This window comes from Paraburkholderia sp. BGA-UO-ETr-F12, assembly GCF_059567945.1.
This window is the reverse complement of record NZ_JCAQOZ010000067.1, coordinates 379,066-404,326: the sequence shown is the minus strand read 5'-3', so window position 1 is coordinate 404,326 and position 25,261 is coordinate 379,066. Positions and strand designations below refer to the sequence as shown.

The following is a 25,261-nucleotide window of genomic DNA, read 5'->3' as shown; positions in this document are numbered from 1 at the left end:
GGTACGCCAGCTTCAAGACCATGCGCACCGTGCTGTTCCTCATCGCCGGAAAGCTCGACTTCTCAGCACTCAATCCGCATGCGTCGTGAGCCGCATTACCCACTCCATTTTTGAAAGAGCCGTTAAATTTCCGCTATACGAGAACAAGGATTTAAAGGATTCGACATTGAATTTCCTCACCGGGCGCCACCGGCTCAACATCCAGAGTTGCGTCGACGACAGCGCAGCCGCAGTGAGTATCTGCGCCGGCAGGCAAAACACGCCGAACCCAAAGTGAGCCAGCAGAATAGCCACAGAGAGGCCCATTCCCGAAGATAGAATTTCCACCCTTGCAAGCAACTTGAACTGCGATTGACGCTCAAGCAAAGCCTGATGGACAGCGGAGCTAGCGGTGATCGGGAAGCCGAGAGCGAGCAACCACAACACCTTCGGAAGATTGGGCGACACAAAGATGTATCCGATCAGGGTAGCCAAACCCGCGACCAGTGCTGAAAGTGTCAGCCCGACTCCGAAATTCAGCCAGAAGACCGTGGCTTTTGCGTTCTCATCCAGTTCATCTCTCTGAACAACAGCCGCCGAGGTTCCCAGGTCTCGCAGAAGATTCGCGAGATTGACGACGATCATCGCCATCGCCATTACGCCGTAATCCGCGGGCCCAAGAAGCCTCGCCAGAAACAGCATGCCCAGTAGCTGCAATCCCACGCGAGAAAATTGGGAAACGGCAACCCATTTCGTGTTGTTAATAAGTGTCATGGGCCGCCCATAAATCCATATTCCTTAATCATTGCCGCTATCTGCACGTCGTTCTCGTCGCTTCCGAGGTTTGACTTCCACAGTGCGACCTCCTGGGAGCCGAGCCAGAATTTGACGGTTCCACTTGACGGGACTTTTCTGACCAGAATGCCCCTGGCTCTCGCCATCCAGTAAAACCAGACGTCGTCAGCTTGCGGGCAAAGGCTTTTCATTCTGTCCACGTTTGTTGCTTCGCCGTCGAAGACGTTGGGTGGATAAAGAACGCCGCCCACTCCCGTAGCAAAATTCAATGGATTTTTTTGCAAAGACTCCGAGCACCAATGCCACGTTCTGTATGCATCGGGCAGCCCATCCGAGTTGGTTTTAACGACATGCATCCGGTGACAAAGAATTTCCGGCGAGCTCTCGTTGTATTGCTCAAGCAGGTCGGCGAGCCACGTTCTCCAATAGACGACGTCGTCATCGGCCGTAACCACGGCCATGCCTTTATAGGCGGACAGAGCGGGCACCAGTTTCTTGTATGACCGTAAGTTTTCGCAGAAGTGAATCTCCAGCCCCCAGCTCTGCAGCGCCAGTACATTGGCCGGCAAATGCTTCGAATCCTCTTCGGCTATCCAAAGTACTACCGCGGCCGGTCGCACGCTTTGCAAGAGAATCGTCTTGAGCGTTAAATGCAAGGTCCGGAACCTCGGTGGATATGAGGTGAGGCTGACGATAACTCGCCGGTCGAGTTGCGCCGTTTGGCGCGTTGCACGGCAGAGAATCCACGTTATTTCGGTCGTCAAATGATCTACCAGGGCTCTCACCACAGCGAAAGCCAGCTTGACGTCCTGCTTAACGGTTCGCAATCTGACTTTCATGACATTACCGAGCGATACAGTGCAGACAACTTCTCGTAATGCGCGGGTCTGCTAAATTTACTTTCGACATTCTTCCTGCCCACACGCCCCATTTTTTCCAGATCGAGCTTTCCATATGCCATTTCTTCGACTGCGGTAATGAGCGCGTCAACGTTGCCGGCTTCGACAAGCGTCGAGTCGTCCCCGGCACTCAATACTTCGGGCAGGCCCCCGATGTCGGCAGCAATCACCGGTTTCCCATATGCCAGCGACTCAGCAGCCGACAGTCCGAAGGTCTCGTACCAGACTGATGGAACGATGCTTGCCGTCGCTCCTCTGACCAAGCCGCCCAACTGATCTCGAGTGGCAAATCCGAAGAACGTCACGTTCGACATAGCGTTCTTCCGGCAATATTCCCTGGCATCTTCATAGGCACCGCCGACACCCACAATCAACAGGTTGACGTTTTTTATCTTCTTGAAGGCCGCAAGGAGCACCCAGATTCCCTTCTCTTTCTCTACGCGCCCGAAATATATGAAATAACGGCCCACGTGGTACTCAGGAACTATTTCGTCAATATCCACAAAATTATGTATGGTGGAGACCTTGTGCTCCGGAACACCCATACTTATGACCTTGTTCCGTTGAAAATCGCTAACGGCTATAAATCTGTCTATCTTCTCAACGGACCCAAACATATAGCTAACGTAACTCTCGACCATAGACGCGGCCGATCGCATTACGGACCCCTTGTTGCAGCGATGTGTGAGGACGTTGTGAAACTTGAAATTCGTACACTTCTCGCAGACAGAACCGTTGGAGCTGAGTTGATACGTTGGACATACGAGCTTGTACTCGTGAATTGTCTGCACCAGCGGTATTGCGTGACTTTTCACCTCAGCCAAAATAGAAGCCGAGAGCTTCCCATAGTAAATATGGCAATGAAATACATCAGGACCGAATTCCCTGATAAATCTCCGAACGGCTTTCTTCGCATCGAAGTTGTACACGTAACGAACAACATCGCTCAGGCGCGGTGACGAAATTGATACTTCCTTTTTCGGGAAAAATTCCAGCCATTCGCTTGCCTGGTTCTCCTTATCCGCACCGCAAAAAGGTGCAACTTCGTGGCCGTAGGCACGAAGCATTTTCTCTGTTTCTATAAGAACCTTGTCAGAGCCACCTCGTACGAAGTAGTTCTGGCCAGCCATGGCGATTTTCATGATGCTCTCAGGTAAGCCGGTGCGCTTGTTTTCGTTAGCGATCGCCGAACAACCTCCCCATTCATCGCCGCGGATATCTCGAACAAATATAGAAAGACAATGAAATGAGAATTGAAGCTGACCATTCTCGACTCGAAGGTATTTTCGAGAATGAAAATAAACATGTACCCAAAAAACAGAGTGAATGTCTGGTTATTTTTAAGATTCTTGACAAATACAGTGATCAACAGGAAGACAATCACCTCTCCGCACAACCCCAACGAGTAAAGCGTCTCGATGAATCCGTTATGCGCGGAGGCCACCAGAAATCCGACCTGCGACGTAAAGTCCGAACCATCAAGGCTATTCGCCACGCTCAGCTGATCGAGTCCGTAGCCCCAGATCGGCGACGCGGCAACTTTCGCGAAGATGTAGAGCCAGATGACATTCCGGTTTGAAAAGGTTGCATATTTTTCATCGGGCGAATCCATCCCCAGGGCGATGGCGGCATAGACCGCCAAAGCACTGAGCAACAACAAACCCAGCAGGATCAAAAGACGATAGCGATAAATGAATTTTCTTATAAAGCTGAAAGTGCACGCCGAATTGAACAGGAACAGCACGACCACAATACCGATCGCGGTCGTCGACTGACTTCCAATAGTCAATATGGCGGCAAGAACTGCACTCAGGGCAGCAAACTTGTTCTTCGAGATCAACCAGTACCAGAATGAAATCGAGAATGCGAGCGCCGCGAACGATCCGAGAGAATTTTTATGAGTAAAAATACCTTGCCATTTCCCCAGGTGTTCACCAACTGCCACCCCATAGTGAGGAATCAGGAATATGTATATAAAACTCGACAACTCGAATATAAGAAATCCTTTTATCGCCGCGCGGATCGTCCCGTCCCAGCCAGCCAACTTAATATGTGTAGCGACCAGCAGATACGCTGCAATCAACAGCAAAGCCGCACCCAAAGATGCCTTGGGCACCTCGGCCCACAACGCGGAGCAGATCGATAGCGTGCCGAGACCCAGCAAGGCCCAATGCGGCCGGATTTTGAACCTGCAGACAATCCACACAAAAAATACGACCGCCAACGTCACGCCGCCCCAGACAATGGGCAACGCATTCAGAGGACCGTTATAGGGAATGGCATTGTCCAGGCCCTGGTCGCGCGCCCCGCCATCCTTGATCAAGCCGATGTATGCGCCGAATGACAGAATCGCCATCGCAAATGCCAAGAATCCAACCATTTTCTTAAGCATGTTTTATCTCTAGGGCCACGCTACCGTTTCCCGGCAAAATTCGATCCGATTTCGAAAATCCACGCATTCGTGGCCTTCGCCGCTTACACACGTCCTGCTCGCCGCCACTACTTCTTGATGCGGCCGTACTGGTACGTGTAGTACCCGCCGTAATATCGGCCGTAGCCAATAACCCTGCGGGGAATGCCGTTGAAGATAGCCCCCTTCAGCACAGCGCCTCCTTGCCGCAGCCGTCTTACCGCTTCGGCAATTTCCGGCAGCGGGTGCTGTCCGTGACGTAGCGCGAGGAGCGTCGTGCCCGCCAGTTTCGCCACAATTGCTGCGTCCGTCACCGCAAGCACGGGTGGCGTGTCGACGAGGACAATGTCGTACGACGCAGCCAATTGATGAAGCAGCTTGGCAAAACGGTCAGCGAGAAGCAATTCGGCTGGATTCGGCGGAACGGTCCCCGTTGTTATCAAGTCGAGGTTCTCCAGTACCTGCCGCCGGGTCGTCTGTTCCACCGTATGGGTGCCCAGGATCAACTCCGACAACCCATTCTCCCGGGGCGTGCCGAAGAACTGGTGCAAGTGGCCTCGGCGCATGTCCGCGTCGATCAACAGAACGCGCTTGCCTGTTGTAGCCAGTACTGCCGCCAGGTTAGAGGCAATGAATGACTTTCCTACGCCCGGGCTTGGGCCGGTAACCACCACAATATTGTTCGTGCTATTGAGCATGGCGAACTGCAACGAGGTCCGAAGACTGCGGACGCTCTCAATGGTTGGATCGTCCGGCCGAACTTTGGCGAGAGCGAATATTCCCTCTTCGCCTTTTCGCATGGAGTGTTCCAACGCCGACTGTTGCTCGCTTTGCGGGATTGCCGCGAAGATGCTCACGCCCGTTGCACGCTCAATCACATCGCCATCCTCTACGCCGCGCACAATAGCCCGGTTGATAAATGCGGCAACGGTACCCAGAATCAAACCCAGGACAACGCCCAGTGCAACGACCAGTGGCCTCTTCGGTTTGACAGGTTTATCCGGCTGGACGGCACGGTCCACGATCCGCACGTTGCCGACTTTTCCTGCCTTAAGAACTTTGAGTTGCTGCGCGCTATTCAGCAAACCCGTGTACAGGTCGGTATTGACAGTAACATCGCGCATGAGTCGCAAAGCGGACTGCTCAAGATCAGGCAGCGCTGTGATGCGGCGCGCCAGAGCTCCGACCTGATCCTGCGCCGCGCTAATCTGGCTGTCGATCGTCGCGACGTTATGACTTGCGGGATTGAAGCGCTGCAAGAGCTCCACGCGCTTCTGCTTCAACTCAAGCAGCGTAGAGTTGGCATCCACCGATTGTTGCAGAACGAGCTTGGCCTCTTCGCTCAAGCTAACTGTCCCGCTGCGGTTCCGAAAATTGTTATATCGCTCTTCTGACGACTCCAGTTCCTTCTTCAGTGCAGGAAGTTGCTGATCCAGAAAGACCAGCGTCTTCTCGGTCTCGGCGGTATTCAGTTGAACGTTTTGATAGACGTACTCGTCGGCAATCGCGTTTAGCGTGTCCTTGGTCTCTTCAGCATCGGTGCCGTCGAGAGTAGTCTCAAGAATCCCAGACTGCTTGCCCTGCTCCGCAATCACCAGCTTGTCCTGGAGATCCTCGACACGCTCTGATTCCGAATAGCGCAAGAGATTGAACTTCGTGTTCGGGCGGGCATTGAGCTCACTCACCAGAGACGTAACCGGACCATCATCGACCCGACCGTGGGCTTCCTGACCCACTACGCCATTCAGCACGACATCGTTATCGTTGTCCAGCAGATGGTATTTTCCGCCCCCGTCTGAAACCAGAGTGAATTTACTTTCCACATAGGTTTTCGGAACGTCGAAGCGCTCTACCTTTACTTTTTCGCCACCCCACGCGAAGCTTTCGAGGCCGAGTAGCGGTTTGGCCAGAGAACCCTCCGGCAAATTTGCCAGCTCGTGATCTTCAGCGCGGCGCGCAAACCAGCGACCGACGACCGGGAAGTACTTCGGCTTTGCCGAGATGTACAGCTTCAGTTTTGAAACCGTCTGTCCAAGTACGAGCCGCGATCTAAGGATCTCGATTTCCGCCGTCGTTTCCGACTTGGCACCAAGCAGAGGTGCCAGGTCTCCTAATAGCGCGGCGGAGGTATCGGAATCCTCAACCTGAACGATCATGTTTGCGCGGTAGACAGGCTTCGCAATGATCGCGTACGCCACGCTCAGCACGGTTACAACAAGCGTGACAATCAAGATCAACTTCCTGTTGTTCTGAAGCACAGCGATATATTCGCCGATGCTCAGATCATCGTCTGTTTTTTCCTCGAGGAGCCGAATGTCTTTTAAATTTGTCATTTTCACATTACCGTTGCGTTCATTTCGCGCAGCGCCACATACCAGTCGTCAAGCGCAGTGTCGATAGTAGACAAGACGTGTTCGAAAACTGAACGGTCTTTACGATACGGGTCGATCACATCAATCCCGCGATGGTGTCCAAGCCGAAAAACCCGTCCCGTGGAGAAGGGGTAACGAGACTCAAAGAATCGCTTCTGGACGTCGGTCATTACGAATATCACCGTTGCATCCGTGACCATGCTCAGGGTTACCTGACGAGCGATATGTCCATCGATGTCGATGCCCCGCTCAATTAGAAGCTCTCGCGCAAGAGGGTCGGCGCGATGGCCTACTACCGCCCCAATGCCGGCTGACGCGACACTCAGCTCCGGCAGGCGGTGCGCAAGAATTCCAGCGGCCATTGGGCTACGGCACAGGTTTCCATCGCAAAGGACAAGTACTGATGTGCTCATTTTTGCCTGAAGCATTTCGTTAGGTTTTGCAAACTTCGTATTGACACGACTATTTAGTCGCGATCGCCGCCGTCAGACCTGCATTGATGGCCGGAATGAGCAAGCTCAGAACACGGCTAAACCGCACCAATCCATTGCCGTCGACGTAGACAACGTCATTGGTCTGCAGGTTGAACTGATTGGCGAGAAGCATGGATACCGGCGATTTCGCGTCGAGGTGAAACACCTTGAAGTTCTTCTCGGCGGATCCACGGATGACGTAGACCTGCGACGGGTCGGAACTCGATGTGTTCAGACTACCCGCCTGCGCCAGGGCGTCGCTCAATGTCAGCCTGCCGTCGCGCAAGGGCACGGCAACTGTCGGCTTGTTAACTTCGCCCATGACAAATACGCCGCTATCCTCGCGTGACAGAACGCGCAGCAGGTCTCCTTGACGAAGCACGAGCCTCGCGGGGTTGTATCCTTCCTGAAGGATCTTCGGCAAGTTAATACGAAACGACTCCCCGTTTCGAACGAGCATTAGCCGGCTTTGATCTGCGGTGGGGCTAAATCCTCCAGCGCGGTTAATCGCTTCGTACAGGTTCATTGGTACGTCATTCAGAACCTGAACACCCGGTGCCCGGACCTCGCCGTCTATGTACACCTGTTTCGAACGATACGAGGACACACGCACCGTTACCTGCGGATCGTTGAACGTCTTGGCCAACTCGGCAGTCAGCTTTGACTGAATCTCCTGCGGCGCCAGCCCCTCGACACGCAGACGACCCGCAAACGGAAATTGCAGATTGCCCGACTGATCCACAACGAAGCCGGACCCGGGATCTGCCGCCTTTTGCGTCGTGGCCGGTGGCTGCGCTCCCTGCGCAAGCGCTAGCTCAGGGTGGTCCCATACGGTGATTTGAAGCACGTCCCCACGGCCAACCGTATAAAGATCGGTCGTAGCACTTGCGTTTTCCAACCGTAAAAACGCCGGCTTATCTTCTGTTTCGCGCGCCGCCTGGATCGTCGAAAGATCGATGTCGGTAATCGGAATCTTGAGATCGGTAGTCGGTGTTTGAGTGTCGCTACCGTCTTTGACTGCGACCACGGCCGGCGTGGACATCTTCATCCCGGGAGCGACAGTACACGCGGACAACATGGTGAAGGCCGGCAGGACTATCAGGCCGAGACGCACGAATAGTCGTTGGAATCCTTTTGGGCTTTGCGCAAAGCATATGGAACGCTTGGACATACGATGTTTCCCCGTGTATCCCGCACTCGCGGGACAATTTATTTTTCGGATGAGGCTCACGCCGTACTACATGGCGACGATCGAGAAAGACAGATCTCGCGGGTCAACTATCCTTCACCTCAATGAACTGCCGTTTCCCAACTAGCCGATTCAATCGGAAAACGTTGTCTGTCAATTCTGTTGTGCTCGCAACGACCATCGATCATGATTTCCGCTACCGCTGCGATGCGTCCTGGACGACCGCCTTTATCGAGCATTAACCGTGCCAAACAGTTCAGCCGCTTTCCCGATCGCTTCCGAGAACGTTTAGTTGGATAAGTGCCGATATAAGCGGGTCCTCTTCCTGTCTCGCGTCCAATTTGAGTCGGCAGGAAGGAGGACCCCGACCTGCGTTACGTAACGTCCTGCCGTAACGCGTAAAGATGATCGAATGTCCTGCCTCTCAAGCACTAACGCACGCACTCATTTAGTCGTTGTGCCGGTCCCGCCGGTGCCGCCGGTACCGCCGGTCGATCCATTGCTGCCGCTTCCGCCGGAAATCGGTGCTGCTGCGCCCGCTGCCGTTGCGGCGCTCGAGAGCGACGCCGCCGGTTGACCGTTGCTGGTAATCGCGCCTGCCTTCAACAAGGTGTCGAGATCCGCATCCGCGCCCGGAGCGCCAGGCGTAAACGAAACCGTCAGGAACGACGAGGAAGAAAGCGTGATTCCATACGTGTTCTTGATCAGCGTCGCCACCGCCGCCTGAGCATTCGCAATCACCGTACTGTTTGACAGCGCGCTCTGATACGAAGAGTTAGAAGAAATCCCCGCTAGCAGGCCGCTCACAGTCGTACCCAATTGCCCCGCCAGGTAGTCCAGCAACAGTTCTGTCAGCGGCGTCACATTGAAAGTACCCGCACCGGCAGCAAACGAGTGAATCGTGATCGCACCGCCGGTCGCGGTAATCGCACAAGGACCGTCAAACGCGAAGGTCGCCGTATAAGCGCCGTTCGAATTTGCCGTTGCACTGCCCGAACCGTTCTTGCAGGCCAGCGTGATACTTGCGTTAGCGAGTGCCGCGCCAACAGCGGCCGTGCCGTTTACCGTCCCAACCGGCGAACTGCCGGTGCTGGTTCCACCACCACATGCGACCAGAGCGCTGGTGGCAAGCACGATCGATCCGAACTGCAGCGAGCGCAGCGTGGCGCCGTTTAGAAGCTTCATCGCCTATCTCCAAAGAAAGTCATTCACAATTGACCGGTGCCAAAACCCGTCCATCGCCTACACCCTGCAAGCCGTTTCCGCAGATGCCCCGTGAAAGCACGGCGCCCGTCGATACGGCAGGCACACTCACTTGCGGTTTCTGTTTCGTGCGGTCGGTGCCGTCAGTACCGTCACTCGCCGGCCGCCCATAACGCAGATACGCATCACGCATCCGGTAAAGCTGAGTCGAGAAGTACTCGCCGCTAAAGCGGCCCTGATTCAACAAATACTGCTGTGTGCTATACGGGAAACTCATGTTCTCCGCCGCATTGGCTGACAGGTAATTCGTCGAGCCCACCCGCGTGCGGAAATCGAGTCCGAACTGCTCCGAGCCATACACCTGGCTGATCCCCGGTTTCATGCCCTGGCGCAACGTCAATGGGAAGCTGACTGCTGCCCCCACAAAGGTGCCTTGGCCGCTATGCTCGCCATGCACACTCACGGATACGTCGTCGAACCAGCGCGTCAGTGTCGCAACCGGTCCCTTGTCTCCGCCAACAAAACGCGCGACCCCGGCTTCGATCCACAGCTTCCAGGACGGCTGAACCCAGCGGTAAGTCAGCTCGGCATTCTTCTCGCTCGGTAATGCGTCATGCCCCGGTTCATGGTGCAAATAGGCGAGCCGCAAGCGAATCAGATCGGGTCGTCCCGGCACGAATACCGTGGTTTCGTTCTGTACACCGACGTACGAGTAGTCGAACTTCCCGATCGATGCCACGTTGAATACTTGCGGCATGATCCAGAAGCTTTGCGCCAAGGCGACCGCATTCAGGCCACCGCGCAAGCGGTAATCGCTGAACACCCGGCCCTCGTCCATGTTTTTGGTGTTGTAGAGCGGCGCGATATAGCTCGCGTACAACTCCGCACCCCGCCAAAGCGGCACGAATCCTTCAATGTTGGCGCCCAGCGAAACATCGAAGACACCGTACTCGGTGCCGTACAGGTAACTGACAACCGGTTCGATCTGAATCCGCGTCAACCCATGCGTGTGTTCGTTGCCATGCCATGCGATCGAATCCGCGTCGTAGGTTGGACGCGTACGCATCGTCAATGAAGCACCCGCGGCTGTCGGCGCGCCGCCCGCAATGAACTGCGCAAATGCGTCGCGGTCCACAATGACTTCGCCTATTGGTTCATTGGCCTTCTTGATGACCACGTGAATCCTGGCGGTGCCATGGGGTGCATTCACACTTGCGACACCGAGCGCGACACCGAGCGCATCGGCTTCGTTCTGGTTGTAGCGATGGTTCTCGTACTCGACCACCAGATCACGACCGCTGACCCCGACACGCACACGTTCGAGTCCGGCAGCGAACAGTTGCGCGGCGATCTCATCGAGCGCGGAGGTATCCAGCGCTTCCGGAATGGCGGCAGACGGCGTGTCGGACGATTTACCCGCTGTCACATCACTCAGCATCACGGACGCATACGACTGCAAAGGCGGCACATACGTGATCGGCGCGGCGGCCAGTGCACTGTGCCCAGCGTTGGCAGCGCGTGGATCCACCGGTTGCAGGCTGGCGAGGCGGATGGCGCTGTCATCGTCGGCATCCGCGGCTTGGGCTGCGGGTACTTGCGGCCCGTCGCACAAGCCCTCTGCACAACGCGCACCGCTAAAGCGCTTGCCCAGCGGAATCTGAATGCCCACCGAGAACGAAGTGCGCGGCGCCACGCCATCGGTCGAACGAATCGAGCGCATGAACGTGCCGATCACGTTCGCATCGGCAAGCCAGCTAATTCGTGGCGATTGATAACGTACACCGGCATAAGGTGTCTTCGAATCATCTTCCGCGAGCAGCGACAGCCCCGTGTTCCACAGCGAGACCTGCGCGCCGCCAAACAAACCGTCAAGTCGATCGCCCCGGCCGTAACCGGCCGTCAACGTCACCGGTCCGAACGCTTGCGACACCACGCCGTACTTCGAACGGAAGAAATGTGTCTGACCACCAATGTCCGTCACACCGAACGCAATGCTCGGCTGATACTTGAAGAACTTCGGTACTTCGACCTTGACGTTGGCCATCAGATGCCGAAATACGAAATGCTCCTCGCCGGTGAACTGAACCGACTTGACCGTCGGATAGTTGGCCAGCCCGCCCGCAACTTCAACGTAAGGCAGCAGTCCGAAAGCGCCCCAATAGACTTCTGAGCCGGTCGCCTGTTTTCCGTACCGTGGGTCGATGTAGTTGTTGTACTGAACTTCTCCCGTACCTTCGGGCAAAGCAAATGCATAGGGAATCACCAGGCCACCGGCCTGGCCCAGCGCATTCAACGCCGGCTCGGCCGCTTGTACCGATACCGAAAATGCCAGAAAGGAAGCGACTGCAACGGCTGTCGGCGCCAATACGACTAGTTGTCCGCGTAGTCTCGTGGCCATGTGTTTTCTTATTGTGCGTAAGTGTCAATACGCGTTGCTATGGATCAGCCCTTTCGCTATCGTCGCCGCGACAATCCGCATGTCGAGCCCGAACGACCAATTGCGAAGGTAATACAGATCATGTTCGACACGCCCTTGCATCTTCTCGATCTGATCTGTCTCCCCTCTGAATCCGTTGATCTGCGCCCACCCCGTAATACCTGGCTTGATTCGGTACCGATGGATATAGCCGTTCACGACTTTCTGATAAAGCTCGTCGTGCTCGATCGCATGCGGCCGCGGCCCCACCACGGACATATCGCCCCGCAGCACATTGAAGAATTGCGGCAACTCATCCAGACTGGTTCGCCTGAGAAACGCACCGACTCGCGTAATACGTGGATCGCCGCGCGTCGCCTGTTTCAGCACGCCTGTTTCAACGGCATGAGGACGCATTGAGCGGAACTTGTAGATCTTGAAGATGCGGCCATCCGCGCCCTTGCGCTTCTGCGTGAAAAAAACGGGCCCTCGCGAAGAGAACTTGATGGCAACCGCAATCGCCACCAGCACTGGTGCAAGCGCAATCAGCGCACAAGCCGCAAACGCCCGATCAAAAACCTCTTTCTTCACCAACGCGCGAGCCGGCACCGGCGACGCAACCAGGTTAATCGCAGGCATACCGATCAAATCGATCATGCCGCTATCGAACAGCGCAACGCTGCGCATATCAGGCACAAAACGCACGTTCACGAGATCGTCGCGAAACTCGGCGACAAAGCGCGAGATCGTGCGTTCCTCGGAGAGCGGCAATGCCAGCCACAACTCGCTCACGTCGTGAGATCTCACGTAGGCGGCGAACTTGACGATGTCGTCGTACACCGGCACGCCTGAACCTATCGTTCCCGTCACCGGCCGCACATCAAAGGCCGCCACTGCACGAAAACCACTCGCGCTCGAGCCTTCGATATTGCGCACGACCTGGTGGCAATGCGACCCACATCCCACCACTGCAACCCTGCGCAGATTCATCCCCGCGTGCCTGACACGCGCCAGCACAGCGTGCACAAGCAGACGCGAAACAATCAACGCACCGCCCGTCATGGCCATCCAGTAGGCAAACCAGAGACGCGAGATGAAATCCGTGCGATGCAGCGAAAACATCAGCACAAGGCCAAAGCCCTGAACGACGAACCACGCCACTGACACCTGACCGGCCATGCGCAACATCGCCCGCCCACGCCACGATCCGTAGACACCGAAGGTGGGGAACAGAACCAGCGTAGAGGCCGCGGCAAACGCAACGAACGCGGTATCGATACGGCTTTGCGTCAGATCTTCAAATCGCACTTGCGACGCAGCCAGCGCCCCCAGGACGACGAGCATCACATCGAACAAGCGCACGATCAGGCCTTGCAACCCCGGTACCGTTTTTCTTTGCTGCGCAAAATTCGCCGTATCCATACTTATCCCCGCGCTGGTCTCTCGCGCCAAACGTTCTTGTGGAGCTGCTCAACTTGTGTTCGCTTCAGCAGCCCATGTCTCTCGTACTTCAACCACCACGCTCTTCGCGACAACAAAACCGCCCCGGCACGCGAAGAAGCGCGCAATACAAAAACAATCTGGATTTGATCCATCCAGCGCGAAACGACACGACCGGACGTTCCTGAACAACGATGGGGGATGTACAGCCAGCCGCTTGCACCCGTCGAACCTGGGCACTCAGGCAAAACGCCGCCACGATCAAATCCGAAACAGAGATCAAACCGTTTGTGCGTTGAGGAGACTGACCTGATAACCCCCGACCAGGTCAGTCGTTGACTCGAACTTCGCTACTGCTTACTGCTTGTGTTGTCTGTGTTGTGCACCGCGCAACCTTTAAAGCAGCAACCATGCCAATCGTTAGATATTTTTTACAATCAGCTTGGATATATGGGGCAAACCCTTGTCTCACATACGTTTTTTCTCTTACGCGACTCGTCGCAGAGTCGGCAAATAAAACGCAAAACGGCCTTTAAACCGTGTCCGGTAACGCGGCCGTTACGTAACGCCGCCGTAACGGCCCCCGTCGATAAGGAACAGAAACGGAGCGCGCGCAACGCTACAAACGTCTGAAGAAATCAGGGCAAAGAAGTGCTTGGTGCGGCAGGAGAAAAACTCAGGAGAGAGGTCGGAGCGTCGCCACTTCCAATGATTCGGAGCGGCGTTGCACGCAGGCGCGGATGTTCGTTTTAAACAGATACGCGCTCCGACTCCGCTATTGGGCACATGCCTTGCTGAACCGACGGCAGCGATACTGCCTTTCGCGAGCCCGCTCAACTGCGGGCCGCACGGCTGTCGTGACAGATAGGTCCTGTCAATCCAAGCGGAGGTAATTAATATGTTGGGAACTATTCTTCTGGTCGTGCTGATCCTTCTTCTCATCGGTGCGCTTCCGACGTGGCCTCATAGCCGTGCGTGGGGTTATGGGCCAACAGGCGGTCTCGGACTCGTGGTGATCGTCGTGATTGTGCTGGTCCTCACTGGCGTCATATAGCCGGCATTGCGCAGCTTAAGCACGGCTAGCTGTCGGCTGATTCATCGCCGGCATAGCCGTTCAGCAGTTGCTCGAACAGATCGGCATCGCCCATTTGACCGCCCTTGAGCATGACTTCCATGCCGTCGAGTTCGCTCCGCTCGGCGTGCAAACGGCAAACGGTGACGCCCGCCGACAAGGGAGCAAGATACGACAACCCCCATGCATCGAGCGCGCGAACGGCGAAGCTCGATGTATCCCCACCTGCGATCCCGATGCGCTGCAGTCTCACCTTGCCAAGCACCGCTTTCAGCAATGCGGCATTCGCATGGGCGAGTTGCGGCATCACGCTGCGTGCAGCGTCGGCCGTGGGCTGCGCCACGCGCCGGGTCGTAAAAGCCAGCACATTGCGCCCATCGCGCAACGGCCCGACGATTGCCGCGACGCGTTCAGCCAGATAATCCGGCGCAGCATTGCCGGTCATTTCCTGCGCGTCCAGTTCCACGCGCAGATAAGACTGTGCCGCGGCGATCTGCACTTCCGTCAGAGGGGAAAGACTGCCGGCCAGCACGAACACCGGGCCCCGTGCGCGTGTCAGCGGCGCAGGCACGGCACTGACTTCTCCTCGGTCCGCCACATCATTGAGCGCACTGGCATAAGCCTGCGCCACACTACTCGCCCCAACCGCAAGCAGTGGCGAGTGGATCGCGGCATGACGGGCGATCAAACCGCCAATCGCTTGCAAATGCGAGTCGTCGAGTACGTCGAATAGCACGGCATCTGGCTTCGATTCGAGCAGGCAATCCAGTTCGGTTTGCAACGCGGCGTCCCCACGCGCGTAACAACGCCAATCGACCGATTGCACATTCTTCAATCCCTGATGTTGCAAATGAACTCGCAAGTCCGCTTCATTCATCGGCGTGACGGGATGACGGCTCATGGTCGGGTGACGGTCGATTCTGTAGACCGATTGTTGATGAGCGTCTTCACCGCCTGCCGCAAACAATTCGCCGAATACACAATAGCGACGCAGACTCGGTTGCCCCCCCACCACCGCCACGAGCGAGTTCGCACAGTACTCGCGCAATGTGCGGATTGCCACCCCGATGCTGCCGGTCTGCGGCGCACTGTCGAAGGTCGAACACACCTTGTAGTGCATCACGCGCACGCCTAGCGCGGCGAACGCGGCCCCCACCCGTGCCAGCTCCTGCTGTTGCGCATGAGGCTGCATGGTGCGCGCCGCGCCCGCGATACCCACTGCGTCGAGCCGGCCCAGCATCGACAGCCGTTGGGCATCGGGCGGAGCGAAGAACAGCATGGTGCGCAAGCCGGCGCGGGCGAGATGAGCGAGCGTGTCGGTCGCGCCCGTAAAGTCGTCGCCGTAGAAACCATAAGCGGGGCTCACGTCGCTCATGCCATTCACCTCCCGCGTGTCACTCATGCCCGGCTGCCGAAGAACTCCAGCGCACGCCGCAGTTCCGGCCTGTGCTCGGCGTAACGTTCCAGCGGCGTGTGTGCCTGCGCCGCCTCCCATGCCTGCCGAACACTGGTGACGCCAGCCGCAGGACCGTCGGGATGCGCGAGAACGCCACCGCCCGACATGAACAATACGTCGGTGGAATGAACGGCATCGAACGTCGCCGGCACGGTGCCCGCCCATTGTCCTGACGAGAATGCGGGCAACACGGCATCGTCGCAGCCAGGTGCTAGTGGCGTAGCACAATCGCGCGCGGATTCGATCACCTCGGCGTCGCTTTGCGCGAATTTGCCGGCGAGACCGTGCACGTGCATATGATCGACACCCGTCAATCGCCAGAGCGTCTGATACGCCTGAAACGACATGCCGAGCGCCGGATCGCGCGACATCATGCCGAAACCGTTTCGATGCGCGTGCAGCACGAGCGGCGTTGCGCGGCGCAGTGTCTGGATCGCCGAAAAGCCGCACCAGTTGATGCTGGCCATCACGCAACTGCCGCCTTCCTGCTCGACGAGTTCCGCGTGACGGCGCATCGCGTCGAGGTCGTCGGTGATATTGAACGCGACCATGACGGGGCGGCCGCTGCGCTCGCGATAGTCGCGCACTGCTTTCATCACCGCGCGCACGCGCTCAGCAAGCGGAGCATGCGCGGGATTCGCGCACACTTCGTCATCCTTGATGAAATCGATACCCGCTTCGCACAACTCGCGCACCAGCGCCGCGGTTTCTTCGGCACCTAAACCAACGTTCGGCTTGATGATGGTGCCGATCATCGGCCTGTCCGCGACTTGCGTCAGCGCCCGCGTACCGGCTACGCCATGACGCGGCAATTCAAAGCGCGCACGATATGAGGCCGGCAAGCGCAGCGACAACAGCCGCATGCCGGTGACTTCGCCGAGGTCATACAGATTGCCGGCAACGGTCGCGGCGAGCGTCGGCAGATTCACACCGATGTTGGCCAACGGAAACGACAACGTGACGCGAGCGCGCCGCCACGGCCCCGGCGTGCCCTGACGCGCCAGCCATGCGCTCGGTAAGCTGGGCTGCGAAGCCGGTTCGAGCTCGTCGATTCGCACCACGCTGGCACGGCTGCGCGCACGCAGCGCGTCGGATTCATTCGCGACCCGCACGAAGGTGCCGCTCGACTGCTCGCCGGCCATCACGTCGGCCACGCGCGCGGGATCGAGCGGCGTCTCGATCAGATAGTCGGCTTCGAGGCACTCGTCGGCGACGGTCTGCGCCTGCAATATCGTGTTCATAGCGTGCTCAGATCGGGGAAGCGGCGCACCGGATCACGACCGTCCCAATCTCGCGAGGCCGCATAGATCATGTCGAACAGTTTGCCCTTGGGCCCCGCGATCTCCGACAACTCGACCACCGTGCCCGGATGATTTTCAGTGTCGAAGTAAACGAAACGACCGTTACGCCCCACCTCGCCGCTCATCGCGACTTTGAAGCCTTGCTCCTGCAAACGCGCAAGATCGGCATCGAATGAAGTGGTCCAGTAAGCGTTGTGCTGCAAGCCAGTGTGTCCCGCAGCAAGAAAGTCGCGATACATGGACGGCGCATCGTTGCGGGTCTGGATCAGCTCGACCTGCAGCGTGCCCGAGTTCGCCAGCGCCACCGAGTTATGCACGTCGTACGCTTGCCCACGGTACGTGTAATTCTCGATTGGCACGCGTTCGTTGTAGAACCACGGACCCACGCCGAGTACGCGGCTCCAGTAGTCCATCGCGGCCTCGATATCGCGCACCACATAACCCGCCTGACGGATGTCGCCAAAGAAACGACTCATGAAACTCTCCCGATGCTGCCAGTTTTGAAAGACGAGCGGCGCCCCGGCGCAACGGGAACGCAGCGCCCGAATGTCGAACCCGTACCGAGACTTAAAAGAGACCTTAGAGAAAACCGATAGAAAGCCAGGGAATCGCCGCGATCAGAATCAGGCCGACGATCAAAGCCGCCATATAACCGACAATCGGACGAATCCCCGCGTCGGGATTGACCTTGCTGATCGCACACGCCGAGTAGTAACCGACTCCGAACGGCGGCGAGAACAGACCCACACCCATCGAAAGAATCACGACGATCGCGTAGTGCACTGCATTGACCCCCGCGATCCGTGCGATCGGGAACAGCAGCGGTCCGAACAGCACGATGGCGGGAATACCTTCGAGCACACTGCCGAGCATCACGAATACGACGATCGACACGGCGAGAAAGCCATACGCGCCGCCGGGCATCGAGCCCATCAGTTGCGCGAGGTCCTGCGAGAAGCCGGATTGCGTCAGCGCCCACGCCATGGCCGTCGCGCAACCGATAATGAACAGGATCGCACCGGACAGGGTCGCCGCGTCCACCAGCATGCGGCCAAGGCGCTTCCACTCGAACCGCCGGTAGACGAGCAGCCCGATCACCATCGAATACGCAATGCCGATGGTCGATACTTCGGTCGCTGTCGCCACACCTTCGACCACCGCCATTCTGATCACGAACGGCAGCGCGAGCGCCGGCAGCGAGACAACAAACAGACGCCCGATCTGCCGCTTGCTGAAACGCTGCGCGCCGCTCAGGTCCTCCTTGCGGTAGCGCCACCACACCACCACGCACAGAATCAACGCAAGCACGGCGGCTGGCAGCATCCCCGCGGTGAAAAGCGCGGAGATCGACAGGCCGGTCACCGACCCGATTGTAATCAGCACAATGCTCGGCGGAATGGTTTCGCTTTGCGCGCCGGTGGTGGCAAGCAGCGCAACCAGGTCGCCTTCTGAAGCGCCGCGCTTTTTCATTTCCGGAAACAGCACCGGCGCGATCGCCGCCATGTCCGCGACTTTCGAACCGGAAATGCCCGATACCAGATACATCGCGCCGATCAGCACGAACGACAAACCACCATGCAAGTGCCCGACGAGGCTCGCGAGAAACTCGATCATCGCGCGCGCCATCCCGGTCATTTCGATCAGCAAGCCGAGAAACACAAACAATGGCACCGCCAGCAACACCAGATGAGACATCCCCTCATCCATACGACCCACTACGACCTCGAGCGGCGTGAAGGTCGAGAGCCCGAGATAGCCGAACGTGGCAAGCGCGAACGAAAAGCCAATGGGCACGCCTGAAAAAATACCGATCGCCACTACGCCGACGAAGAAGATTACCAGGTTGGCCTTACCGAGCGTCTGGAACCACGGACCGGCGAATACAGCCACGACGCCCAATAGCGCGGCAATCGCGAGCACGATCAGCACGTCGCGCAAGCGACTCACCTGAGCAAGACGAATCAGGCCGACGGTCAGCATGAGCGCGGCGCCAATCGGCAACGCGAGCGCGCGCCATGCATTGCTGATCTCCAGTGCGGGTGTGACGATCGCTGCCTCGCCCGACGCATAGTCGTAAGCGGGTCCGATCAGCAGCGCGAGTAAGGCGATCGACGCAGCGATCGCCAGTGTATCGACGAATGCGCGCCGCTGCGCCGAAAGACGGCTGACGAAAGCCGTCATCCGCATATGTTCACCGCGCCGCAACGCAAGTACGGCGCCCAGCATGGCGAGCCACAGGAACAGAATCCCGGCAAGTTCGTCCGACCACACCAGCGGCTGGTGCAGCGCATAGCGGCAGATCACGCCCGCCAGCAGCACGACGATCTCCACCGCCAGCAGCGCCGCCGCACAGACCTCGACGAGCGCGATCAAGCCGCGATCGAAGCTTCGCAGCCAGCGGCGCGGCAGGCTCGTCGCGTGCAACGCGACGGCTGCCTCGGCCGGATTCAATGCGTGATTCGACATACGGATGCCTCCTCGCGGCCGCTCGCCGCGCTTCGCGTCATGCTCACCAATGTGCCGCACGGTCGGAACTCAAGGTTCGCCGCTTGCGGTTAAGCCAGCTTGCCGACCGATTGTTCGAGCAGGTCCCACGCCTGCGTGCCGAACTTGCTCTTCCATTCGGCGTAGAAACCCGCCTGGCGCAGCGCCGCGCGGAACGTGTCCGGCGCCGGACGGTTGATGGCGAGGCCTTTGCTTTGCAGATCCGCGACGGCGGCTTCATTGAGCTTGCGAACGTCGTCGCGTTGTTTCAGCGCGCCTTGATTGAACGCATCGCTGGCGATTGCTTGCAGGTCCTTCGGCAAACGTTGCCACGCGCGCTGGTTCAGCACGAACCAGTAGCCGTCCCACATGTGGTTGGTCAACGAGCAATACTTCTGCACCTCGTAGAGCTTCGCGACCTGCACGATCGGCAGCGGATTTTCCTGTGCGTCGACGATATGCGTTTGCAACGACGAATAGACTTCGCTGAATTGCAGGCTGGTCGGCGCGGCGCCCAGGCCCTTGAACATGTCGATGCTGAGCGGACTCACCGGCACACGGATCTTCAGACCGCGCATGTTTTGCGCGCTGACAATCGGCCCGTTGCTGGTCGTGGTCTGACGAAAACCGTTGTCCCACATCTTTTCAAACGACTCGAGCCCGGCCTTCTGCATCGCGGCGCGCACGTAGGCGCCGAGCTTGCCGTCCATCGCGCTCCATACCTGGTTGTAGTCGCTAAACGCAAATCCAACCGCATTGATCGCGACCGATGGCGCGAGTGTAGAAACCACCAGTGCGGACGGCGTGAACATCTCAATGCCGCCGCTGCGCACCTGCGCAAGCATGTCGGTATCGCCGCCCAACTGGTTGTTAGGGAATATCCGGATCTCCATGCGCCCCTTCGACGCCTCTTTGATCTGGTTGGCCGCTTCCTGCGAGCGCACGTTCAGCGGATGCGTGAGCGGCAGATTGTTGCCGTACTTGAACACGAATTCCGGGCCGGACGCCGCGCGCACGATCGCCGGAAAGCCCAGCGCGCCGGCTACCGGCATGGCGGCAGCGGCACGCAGCAACGTGCGTCTCGCGAGGTTGGTCATTTGGGTGTCTCCTTGCTTATAATTGATGTGACTGTCGAATCCATCAAAAACCATCATCGCTCGCTGACACCGCTCTGATTTCCGGTCACTGCGTATCAGCCGTCGTGCGATAGCTGCAAGACTAGGCGTGCGCGGCAATTGCTGTCAAACCGCGAACTTGATGGTTTTTGATGGACTTCCACTCTGCGAAGGACGGCTATGTCCGAACCGCTTCTCGTCACCGCAACCACGCGGGCGCGCATTCCCGACATTGCGCGCGCCGCCGGCGTCTCGACCGCCACGGTGGATCGCGTACTCAATGGCCGCGAAGGCGTACGCGCGGTCACCGCGCAACGTGTGCTTCAGGCGGCCGCGCAACTCGGTTATCTGCTCACGCCGGAAACCCCCGCGGCGTCTGCTTCAAAACCCATGCGCATTGCGTTTCTTCTGCCCGCCGGCACCAATCGCTATTTGCACATGCTCGGCGATTACATCGACTTCGCGCACGATCAGTGGAATGCGTTGGACATGAAATGCCGCGTCCACTACGTCGAGAGTTTCAACCCGAAAGAACTCGCGGACCGTCTGCTGCACTACGGACAACGTGCGGACGGTGTCGTGTTCATGGCGCTCGAGCATCCCGTCGTACGCGATGCGGTGAATACGCTCGCCGATCAAGGCGTGCCGGCTATTACGCTGATTTCAGATTTGTCGAACGCGCGGCGACTGGCGTACGTGGGCATCGACAATCGCTCAGCCGGACGAACGGCAGCGTTGCTGCTGGGACGCTTCATGGGTCCACGGCCAAGTGGGAAAATCGCGATGCTGGCGGGCAGCCTCAACTATCGTGGCCATGAAGAACGCGAGATCGGTTTTCTGCACCTGATCGAATCGACGTTTCCGCAGGTGCGGGTCATCGGCTTGCGAGAGGGGCACGACGATAGCGAGCGCAACTATGCGCAGACGCGCAAGCTGCTGGAACAGCATCCTGATCTCGCGGGAATTTACAACAGTGGCGGTGGATCTGACGGGGTCGCTCGCGCGATTGTCGAAGCCCGTGCCGAGCAGAAGATCCTGTTTGTCGGGCACGGATTGACGCCGGACACGAGAGCCCTCCTGATCGACGGGACCATGGATGCATTGATCACACAAACACCGCAGGCCATGGTGGGGAATTGTTTGCGCATTTTCCGCAACGTACGGGAAAAACGCGAGGCGATGAGTGACGTTAAACCTGTGCAGTTCAGTATTGTGCTGAGGGAGAATTTGCCTTGATTCGCGGGGTTTGAAGCGAGGGTTTGAAACTTGGCGGCAGGTCTGCGGCGACGGCGAATCACGTCAGGCATGCCGGATGCTAAGTTTCCAGCGTATTCAATCGTTGATATTCAAGGAGACACATCATGCCTTATCTTCTCGGCTGGCTGCTCGGCGTCCCACTTATCGTACTGATTATCCTGTACCTCATCTTCCATTAACTCGTTGCAGCATAGACAGTTCACCTGAAGATCGGTCCGCGCGGCGCTGCCTGTCCGGGCACGCCGCGTTTCCCGACGGCCTCGCCCCTCCATGTCGCCATCCATCGATAGCAGTAATGGATCGGCACTCATTCCTTTTCACTTGCACTGTACAAAACGGTGCGTAAAACTAGGTCCCCTAGTCCGCGCAAAATGCCATATCTGCACACGCACGCACAGACTGCGTACGAGCAAGGAGGGACCGATGGCAAGCAACGAATACACGCTGTCACATCAGGACGTAGTGAGGGCAGTGATCATTCATCAGAACATACATGAGGGCTTCTGGACGCTGAACATCAATTTCAACGTCGCCGCCACTCATGGCCCACAAGTACCGGACCCCTGTCTCGCGGTGACGATCAAGGGCATCGGCATCATGCGCGCTTCGTCTACCGATCCGCTCGCCATCAACGCAGCCCTCGTCAATCCCGCGACGCCGGAACGGGTCGATAGTCCGGAACGCTCCGTGCATATCGCGGCTGCCGTCAACGGCACGCATGAAGGCGGCATGCAATTCTGTCGCGACGCCTATCGCAGTGTCGCTGTACAAAGCGCGCTCAGAGTGCCGGGCAAACCCAGTTGAACGGGGTCAGCGAACCGCCGCCATCAAGGCGCCCATGCCGACCAGCAAACTGCTCACCAACGCAAACGTCACCGCCGCGCTCGAAGACCGTTCAAGGACAACGGATGGACGGCCGGTGCCGGCAAGCATTCGGTTAAGAAAATGCACCATGCCCGGCGAGCGCGTCTTCCGGCGCGGGTGACGCCGGAATTCGCCCGCGTGCTGTCTTCCTGTGAAGGCAGCGAGACACCGGATGGCAGCTCGTGGCCGCGCAAGACCGCTGGCCTAGGGCCGGCGGCCCGGACGGTTGTCCCGGGCATGAATGCACCCTGAAAATATACCCGGAGGCAGGCTGGATATGCTTCTTAAAGCGGTGCAATCATCCGCCGCACGCAGAATGATCTTCCTTTATAATGGCATTTATCTGAATTAACTTCCGTCGATGCCATGTCTACCCGAAATCGCCCACTGGACAACCAGGATCGGAAGATCATGCGCGAATTGCAGAAGAACGCGCGCCTGAGCAATGCCGAACTTGCTGAACTGGTCGGCATGTCGACTACGGCGTGCTGGAATCGCACGCGTCAACTGGAAGCCGAGGGGTATATCCGGGGCTATGTCGCCTTGCTCGATCAGCAGAAACTCGGCTTCGCCGACGTAGTGCTGCTCGAAGTCACGCTCAACCGTCACGACGACGATGCACTCGCGCGCTTCGGCGCCGAACTGGCGATGTTGCCGGAAGTACTGGAAGCGTATCTGGTGTCGGGCGACTACGACTACCTGGTGAAAGTGGCGGTCGACGGCACGGCGGGCTACGAACGCTTTCTACGCGAGAAGCTCTACAAGATCGCCGGCATCCGCCACAGCCGCTCGATGTTTGCCCTCCGCTGCATGAAGAGCATTCCGTCGATCGCGATCTGATCAGGCGATGCCTGCCAGCTTCAATGCGTCGACGGTCATGTGCGCGCCGAGTGCGATCAGAACAATGCCCATCATCCAGCGCTGAGCCAGCAGAAATCCTGGACGACGCGAGAGGAACGTCGCCATGCTGCCGGAACAGATTGCCACCAGCCCGTTGACCGAAGCGAACGCCACAATCAGCAGTGAACCGAGCATGAGCGATTGCCTGAAAACGCTGCCGTCCTGATAGTCGATGAATTGCGGCAGGAGCGATAGAAAGATCATCGCGAGTTTGGGATTCAACAGGCTGGTGGTTGCCCCCATCGCCAGAAGCCGGCGCGGCCGTTCGCGCGGCAGATCACGGACCTCCAGCGGAGAACGGCCACCCGGCTTCACGGCCTGCCACGCAAGGTAGAACAGATACGCCGCCCCCACCGCACCCAGCACGCTGGCAGCATAAGGCACGCTCAGGAAAAGCGCGGTGATGCCGAACGCCGCGCCGAACATATAGAAGAGATATCCCAGCATGACGCCCGCCAGCGATATCAGCCCGGCCGTGCGTCCCTGCGCGATCGAGCGCGACATGACGTAGACCATGTTCGGACCCGGTGTCACTGCAAGCATGCCGCCGACCGCCAGAAATCCGTAAATCGATACCGTACCGTGCATTGTCGCGGGCTCCCTTCAAGGGCTCAGCATGAGTGGCATCAGTATCGGCCGATATGCATACGCCAGTAAAACGAATTAAACTGAACCCATTACTCAGATTTTCTGACGAATTTGAAAACAGCTCAAAGTGAAAAAACTCGATCTCGACGTGCTGGAAATGGTGGCGGCGGTCGCCGATACAGGTTCGTTCGCGGGAGGGGCGGCGTCCGTGCACCGGTCGCCGTCGGCGGTGAGCATGCAGATCAAAGCACTTGAAGATGCGTTGGGGAAACCGCTCTTCGTGCGAAGCACCCGCAACGTCGCGATTACCGCCGAGGGCAAGACGCTTCTGGATTATGGCCGCCGGATGCTTGCCATGCGGGAGGAAGCGTGGGCTTCGGTGGTTCGCCCGGAGATGAAGGGCCGCGTCACGATCGGCGTGCCCGACGACTACGCTTCATCGTTGCTGCCTCCGGTTCTGGGAAAGTTCGCGATCGCGCATCCTCGTGTGGAAATTCGCGTCATCGGTTTGCCCAGCAATGCGCTCGTTCCCTTGCTGAAAGACAATACGCTCGACCTGGCCTGCTTCACGAAAACGCGGGGCGTGGTGGGCGAATTTATTCGCTTCGAGCCGATGGTATGGGCCGGATCGCCCGCAAGAAAAGTGTGGAAGGAGCGGCCGCTTCCCATTGCCGTTTTCGAACACGGCAGTACGGCACGCGCCTATGCCGTCAGCGCGCTTCAGCGTGAAAATATCAAGTATCGGATGTCCTACGAAAGCCCGAGTTTGCTGGGCCTGATCAGCATGGTCGAAGCCGGGCTCGCGATAGCGCCGCTGGCGCGATGCAGCGTGCCGGCGCACCTTGTTCAGCTCTCGCAGAATGAAGGCTTGCCGCCCCTGAACGAACTTGAAGTGGTCCTTGCGCGCAGTGCCCGCTCAGCACGGCCGCCCTGCGATTTTCTCGCTGAACAGATTCTGTCTGAGTTGAGGATTTAAGCGGGATACCGCCGGTTTCTCGACCGGGGGCGTTGCCGCTACGCCGGCGCCCACCTGCCGCGCATCGGAACG

Annotated in this window: 21 protein-coding genes; 5 read left to right on the top strand and 16 right to left on the bottom strand. The window is 58.1% G+C overall.

What is annotated here, in order from left to right:
- Nucleotides 1-69: 69 nt before the first annotated feature.
- The 10 genes from AC57B6_RS38315 to AC57B6_RS38270 form a co-directional block, all read right to left on the bottom strand.
- Entirely contained in the window at nucleotides 70-753 is a 684-nt protein-coding gene (locus AC57B6_RS38315) for an oligosaccharide flippase family protein (RefSeq protein ID WP_496423305.1), read from the bottom strand.
- Nucleotides 750-1,613, bottom strand: coding sequence for a hypothetical protein (locus tag AC57B6_RS38310; RefSeq protein ID WP_025647778.1), 864 nt, complete (start codon nucleotides 1,611-1,613; stop codon nucleotides 750-752). Before AC57B6_RS38310 ends, AC57B6_RS38315 begins: the two co-directional genes overlap by 4 nt.
- Complete coding sequence (locus AC57B6_RS38305; protein WP_025647776.1) at nucleotides 1,610-2,815, bottom strand: glycosyltransferase family 4 protein; 1,206 nt, start codon at nucleotides 2,813-2,815, stop codon at nucleotides 1,610-1,612. The genes AC57B6_RS38310 and AC57B6_RS38305 overlap by 4 nt, the downstream gene beginning before the upstream one ends.
- Nucleotides 2,812-4,065 carry an O-antigen ligase family protein gene (locus AC57B6_RS38300; protein WP_496423304.1) on the bottom strand — a complete coding sequence of 418 codons (1,254 nt, stop codon included), beginning with the start codon at nucleotides 4,063-4,065 and terminating at the stop codon, nucleotides 2,812-2,814. Before AC57B6_RS38300 ends, AC57B6_RS38305 begins: the two co-directional genes overlap by 4 nt.
- A gap of 107 nt (nucleotides 4,066-4,172) precedes the next feature.
- A complete protein-coding gene (locus tag AC57B6_RS38295) occupies nucleotides 4,173-6,416 on the bottom strand; it encodes a polysaccharide biosynthesis tyrosine autokinase (protein WP_496423325.1) in 2,244 nt (747 codons plus the stop codon).
- 2 nt (nucleotides 6,417-6,418) lie between these two features.
- Complete coding sequence (locus tag AC57B6_RS38290) at nucleotides 6,419-6,868, bottom strand: low molecular weight protein-tyrosine-phosphatase (RefSeq protein ID WP_025647772.1); 450 nt, start codon at nucleotides 6,866-6,868, stop codon at nucleotides 6,419-6,421.
- A 49-nt stretch (nucleotides 6,869-6,917) separates the two neighbouring features.
- Nucleotides 6,918-8,099, bottom strand: coding sequence for a polysaccharide biosynthesis/export family protein (locus AC57B6_RS38285; protein WP_496423303.1), 1,182 nt, complete (start codon nucleotides 8,097-8,099; stop codon nucleotides 6,918-6,920).
- 462 nt (nucleotides 8,100-8,561) lie between these two features.
- Nucleotides 8,562-9,302, bottom strand: a complete 741-nt coding sequence (locus AC57B6_RS38280; protein WP_454807056.1) for a carboxypeptidase regulatory-like domain-containing protein — start codon at nucleotides 9,300-9,302, stop codon at nucleotides 8,562-8,564.
- Nucleotides 9,303-9,321: 19 nt separating this feature from the next.
- On the bottom strand, nucleotides 9,322-11,718 hold the full coding sequence (locus AC57B6_RS38275) for a YjbH domain-containing protein (RefSeq protein ID WP_144193755.1): 2,397 nt from the start codon (nucleotides 11,716-11,718) through the stop codon (nucleotides 9,322-9,324).
- 24 nt (nucleotides 11,719-11,742) lie between these two features.
- The gene (locus AC57B6_RS38270) at nucleotides 11,743-13,158 is read right to left on the bottom strand and encodes an undecaprenyl-phosphate glucose phosphotransferase (RefSeq protein WP_444513900.1); all 1,416 of its coding nucleotides are present in this window, start codon (nucleotides 13,156-13,158) and stop codon (nucleotides 11,743-11,745) included.
- Between the two features lie 916 nt (nucleotides 13,159-14,074).
- Here AC57B6_RS38270 and AC57B6_RS38265 point away from each other — a divergent pair.
- The gene (locus tag AC57B6_RS38265; RefSeq protein ID WP_035519431.1) at nucleotides 14,075-14,230 is read left to right on the top strand and encodes a DUF3309 family protein; all 156 of its coding nucleotides are present in this window, start codon (nucleotides 14,075-14,077) and stop codon (nucleotides 14,228-14,230) included.
- A gap of 25 nt (nucleotides 14,231-14,255) precedes the next feature.
- Here the strand turns inward: AC57B6_RS38265 and AC57B6_RS38260 are convergent, their stop codons facing one another.
- The 5 genes from AC57B6_RS38260 to AC57B6_RS38240 form a co-directional block, all read right to left on the bottom strand.
- On the bottom strand, nucleotides 14,256-15,623 hold the full coding sequence (locus AC57B6_RS38260) for a four-carbon acid sugar kinase family protein (RefSeq protein WP_496423302.1): 1,368 nt from the start codon (nucleotides 15,621-15,623) through the stop codon (nucleotides 14,256-14,258).
- A 23-nt stretch (nucleotides 15,624-15,646) separates the two neighbouring features.
- Nucleotides 15,647-16,945, bottom strand: coding sequence for a ribulose-bisphosphate carboxylase large subunit family protein (locus AC57B6_RS38255; RefSeq protein WP_496423301.1), 1,299 nt, complete (start codon nucleotides 16,943-16,945; stop codon nucleotides 15,647-15,649).
- A complete protein-coding gene (locus AC57B6_RS38250) occupies nucleotides 16,942-17,481 on the bottom strand; it encodes a VOC family protein (protein WP_491562843.1) in 540 nt (179 codons plus the stop codon). The genes AC57B6_RS38255 and AC57B6_RS38250 overlap by 4 nt, the downstream gene beginning before the upstream one ends.
- 103 nt (nucleotides 17,482-17,584) lie before the next feature.
- Nucleotides 17,585-19,471: a TRAP transporter large permease gene (locus AC57B6_RS38245; protein WP_496423300.1), complete on the bottom strand. Its 1,887-nt coding sequence runs from the start codon at nucleotides 19,469-19,471 to the stop codon at nucleotides 17,585-17,587.
- Nucleotides 19,472-19,560: 89 nt separating this feature from the next.
- Nucleotides 19,561-20,586, bottom strand: a complete 1,026-nt coding sequence (locus AC57B6_RS38240) for a TRAP transporter substrate-binding protein (RefSeq protein WP_028195086.1) — start codon at nucleotides 20,584-20,586, stop codon at nucleotides 19,561-19,563.
- A 198-nt stretch (nucleotides 20,587-20,784) separates the two neighbouring features.
- On the opposite strand from AC57B6_RS38240, the gene AC57B6_RS38235 reads away from it, so the two are divergent.
- The 3 genes from AC57B6_RS38235 to AC57B6_RS38225 all read left to right on the top strand — a co-directional run bounded on the left by AC57B6_RS38235 (nucleotide 20,785) and on the right by AC57B6_RS38225 (nucleotide 23,565).
- Nucleotides 20,785-21,840, top strand: a complete 1,056-nt coding sequence (locus AC57B6_RS38235) for a LacI family DNA-binding transcriptional regulator (protein WP_496423299.1) — start codon at nucleotides 20,785-20,787, stop codon at nucleotides 21,838-21,840.
- A gap of 444 nt (nucleotides 21,841-22,284) precedes the next feature.
- Nucleotides 22,285-22,665, top strand: coding sequence for a hypothetical protein (locus AC57B6_RS38230; protein ID WP_028195089.1), 381 nt, complete (start codon nucleotides 22,285-22,287; stop codon nucleotides 22,663-22,665).
- A gap of 426 nt (nucleotides 22,666-23,091) precedes the next feature.
- Nucleotides 23,092-23,565: an Lrp/AsnC family transcriptional regulator gene (locus AC57B6_RS38225; protein WP_028195090.1), complete on the top strand. Its 474-nt coding sequence runs from the start codon at nucleotides 23,092-23,094 to the stop codon at nucleotides 23,563-23,565.
- Here AC57B6_RS38225 and AC57B6_RS38220 read toward each other — a convergent pair whose 3' ends face one another.
- Nucleotides 23,566-24,213 carry a LysE family translocator gene (locus AC57B6_RS38220; RefSeq protein WP_496423298.1) on the bottom strand — a complete coding sequence of 216 codons (648 nt, stop codon included), beginning with the start codon at nucleotides 24,211-24,213 and terminating at the stop codon, nucleotides 23,566-23,568. It abuts the gene before it with no gap.
- A 127-nt stretch (nucleotides 24,214-24,340) separates the two neighbouring features.
- Between AC57B6_RS38220 and AC57B6_RS38215 the strand changes: the two genes are divergently transcribed.
- Nucleotides 24,341-25,189, top strand: coding sequence for a LysR substrate-binding domain-containing protein (locus AC57B6_RS38215; RefSeq protein WP_216751193.1), 849 nt, complete (start codon nucleotides 24,341-24,343; stop codon nucleotides 25,187-25,189).
- Nucleotides 25,190-25,261: the final 72 nt, after the last annotated feature.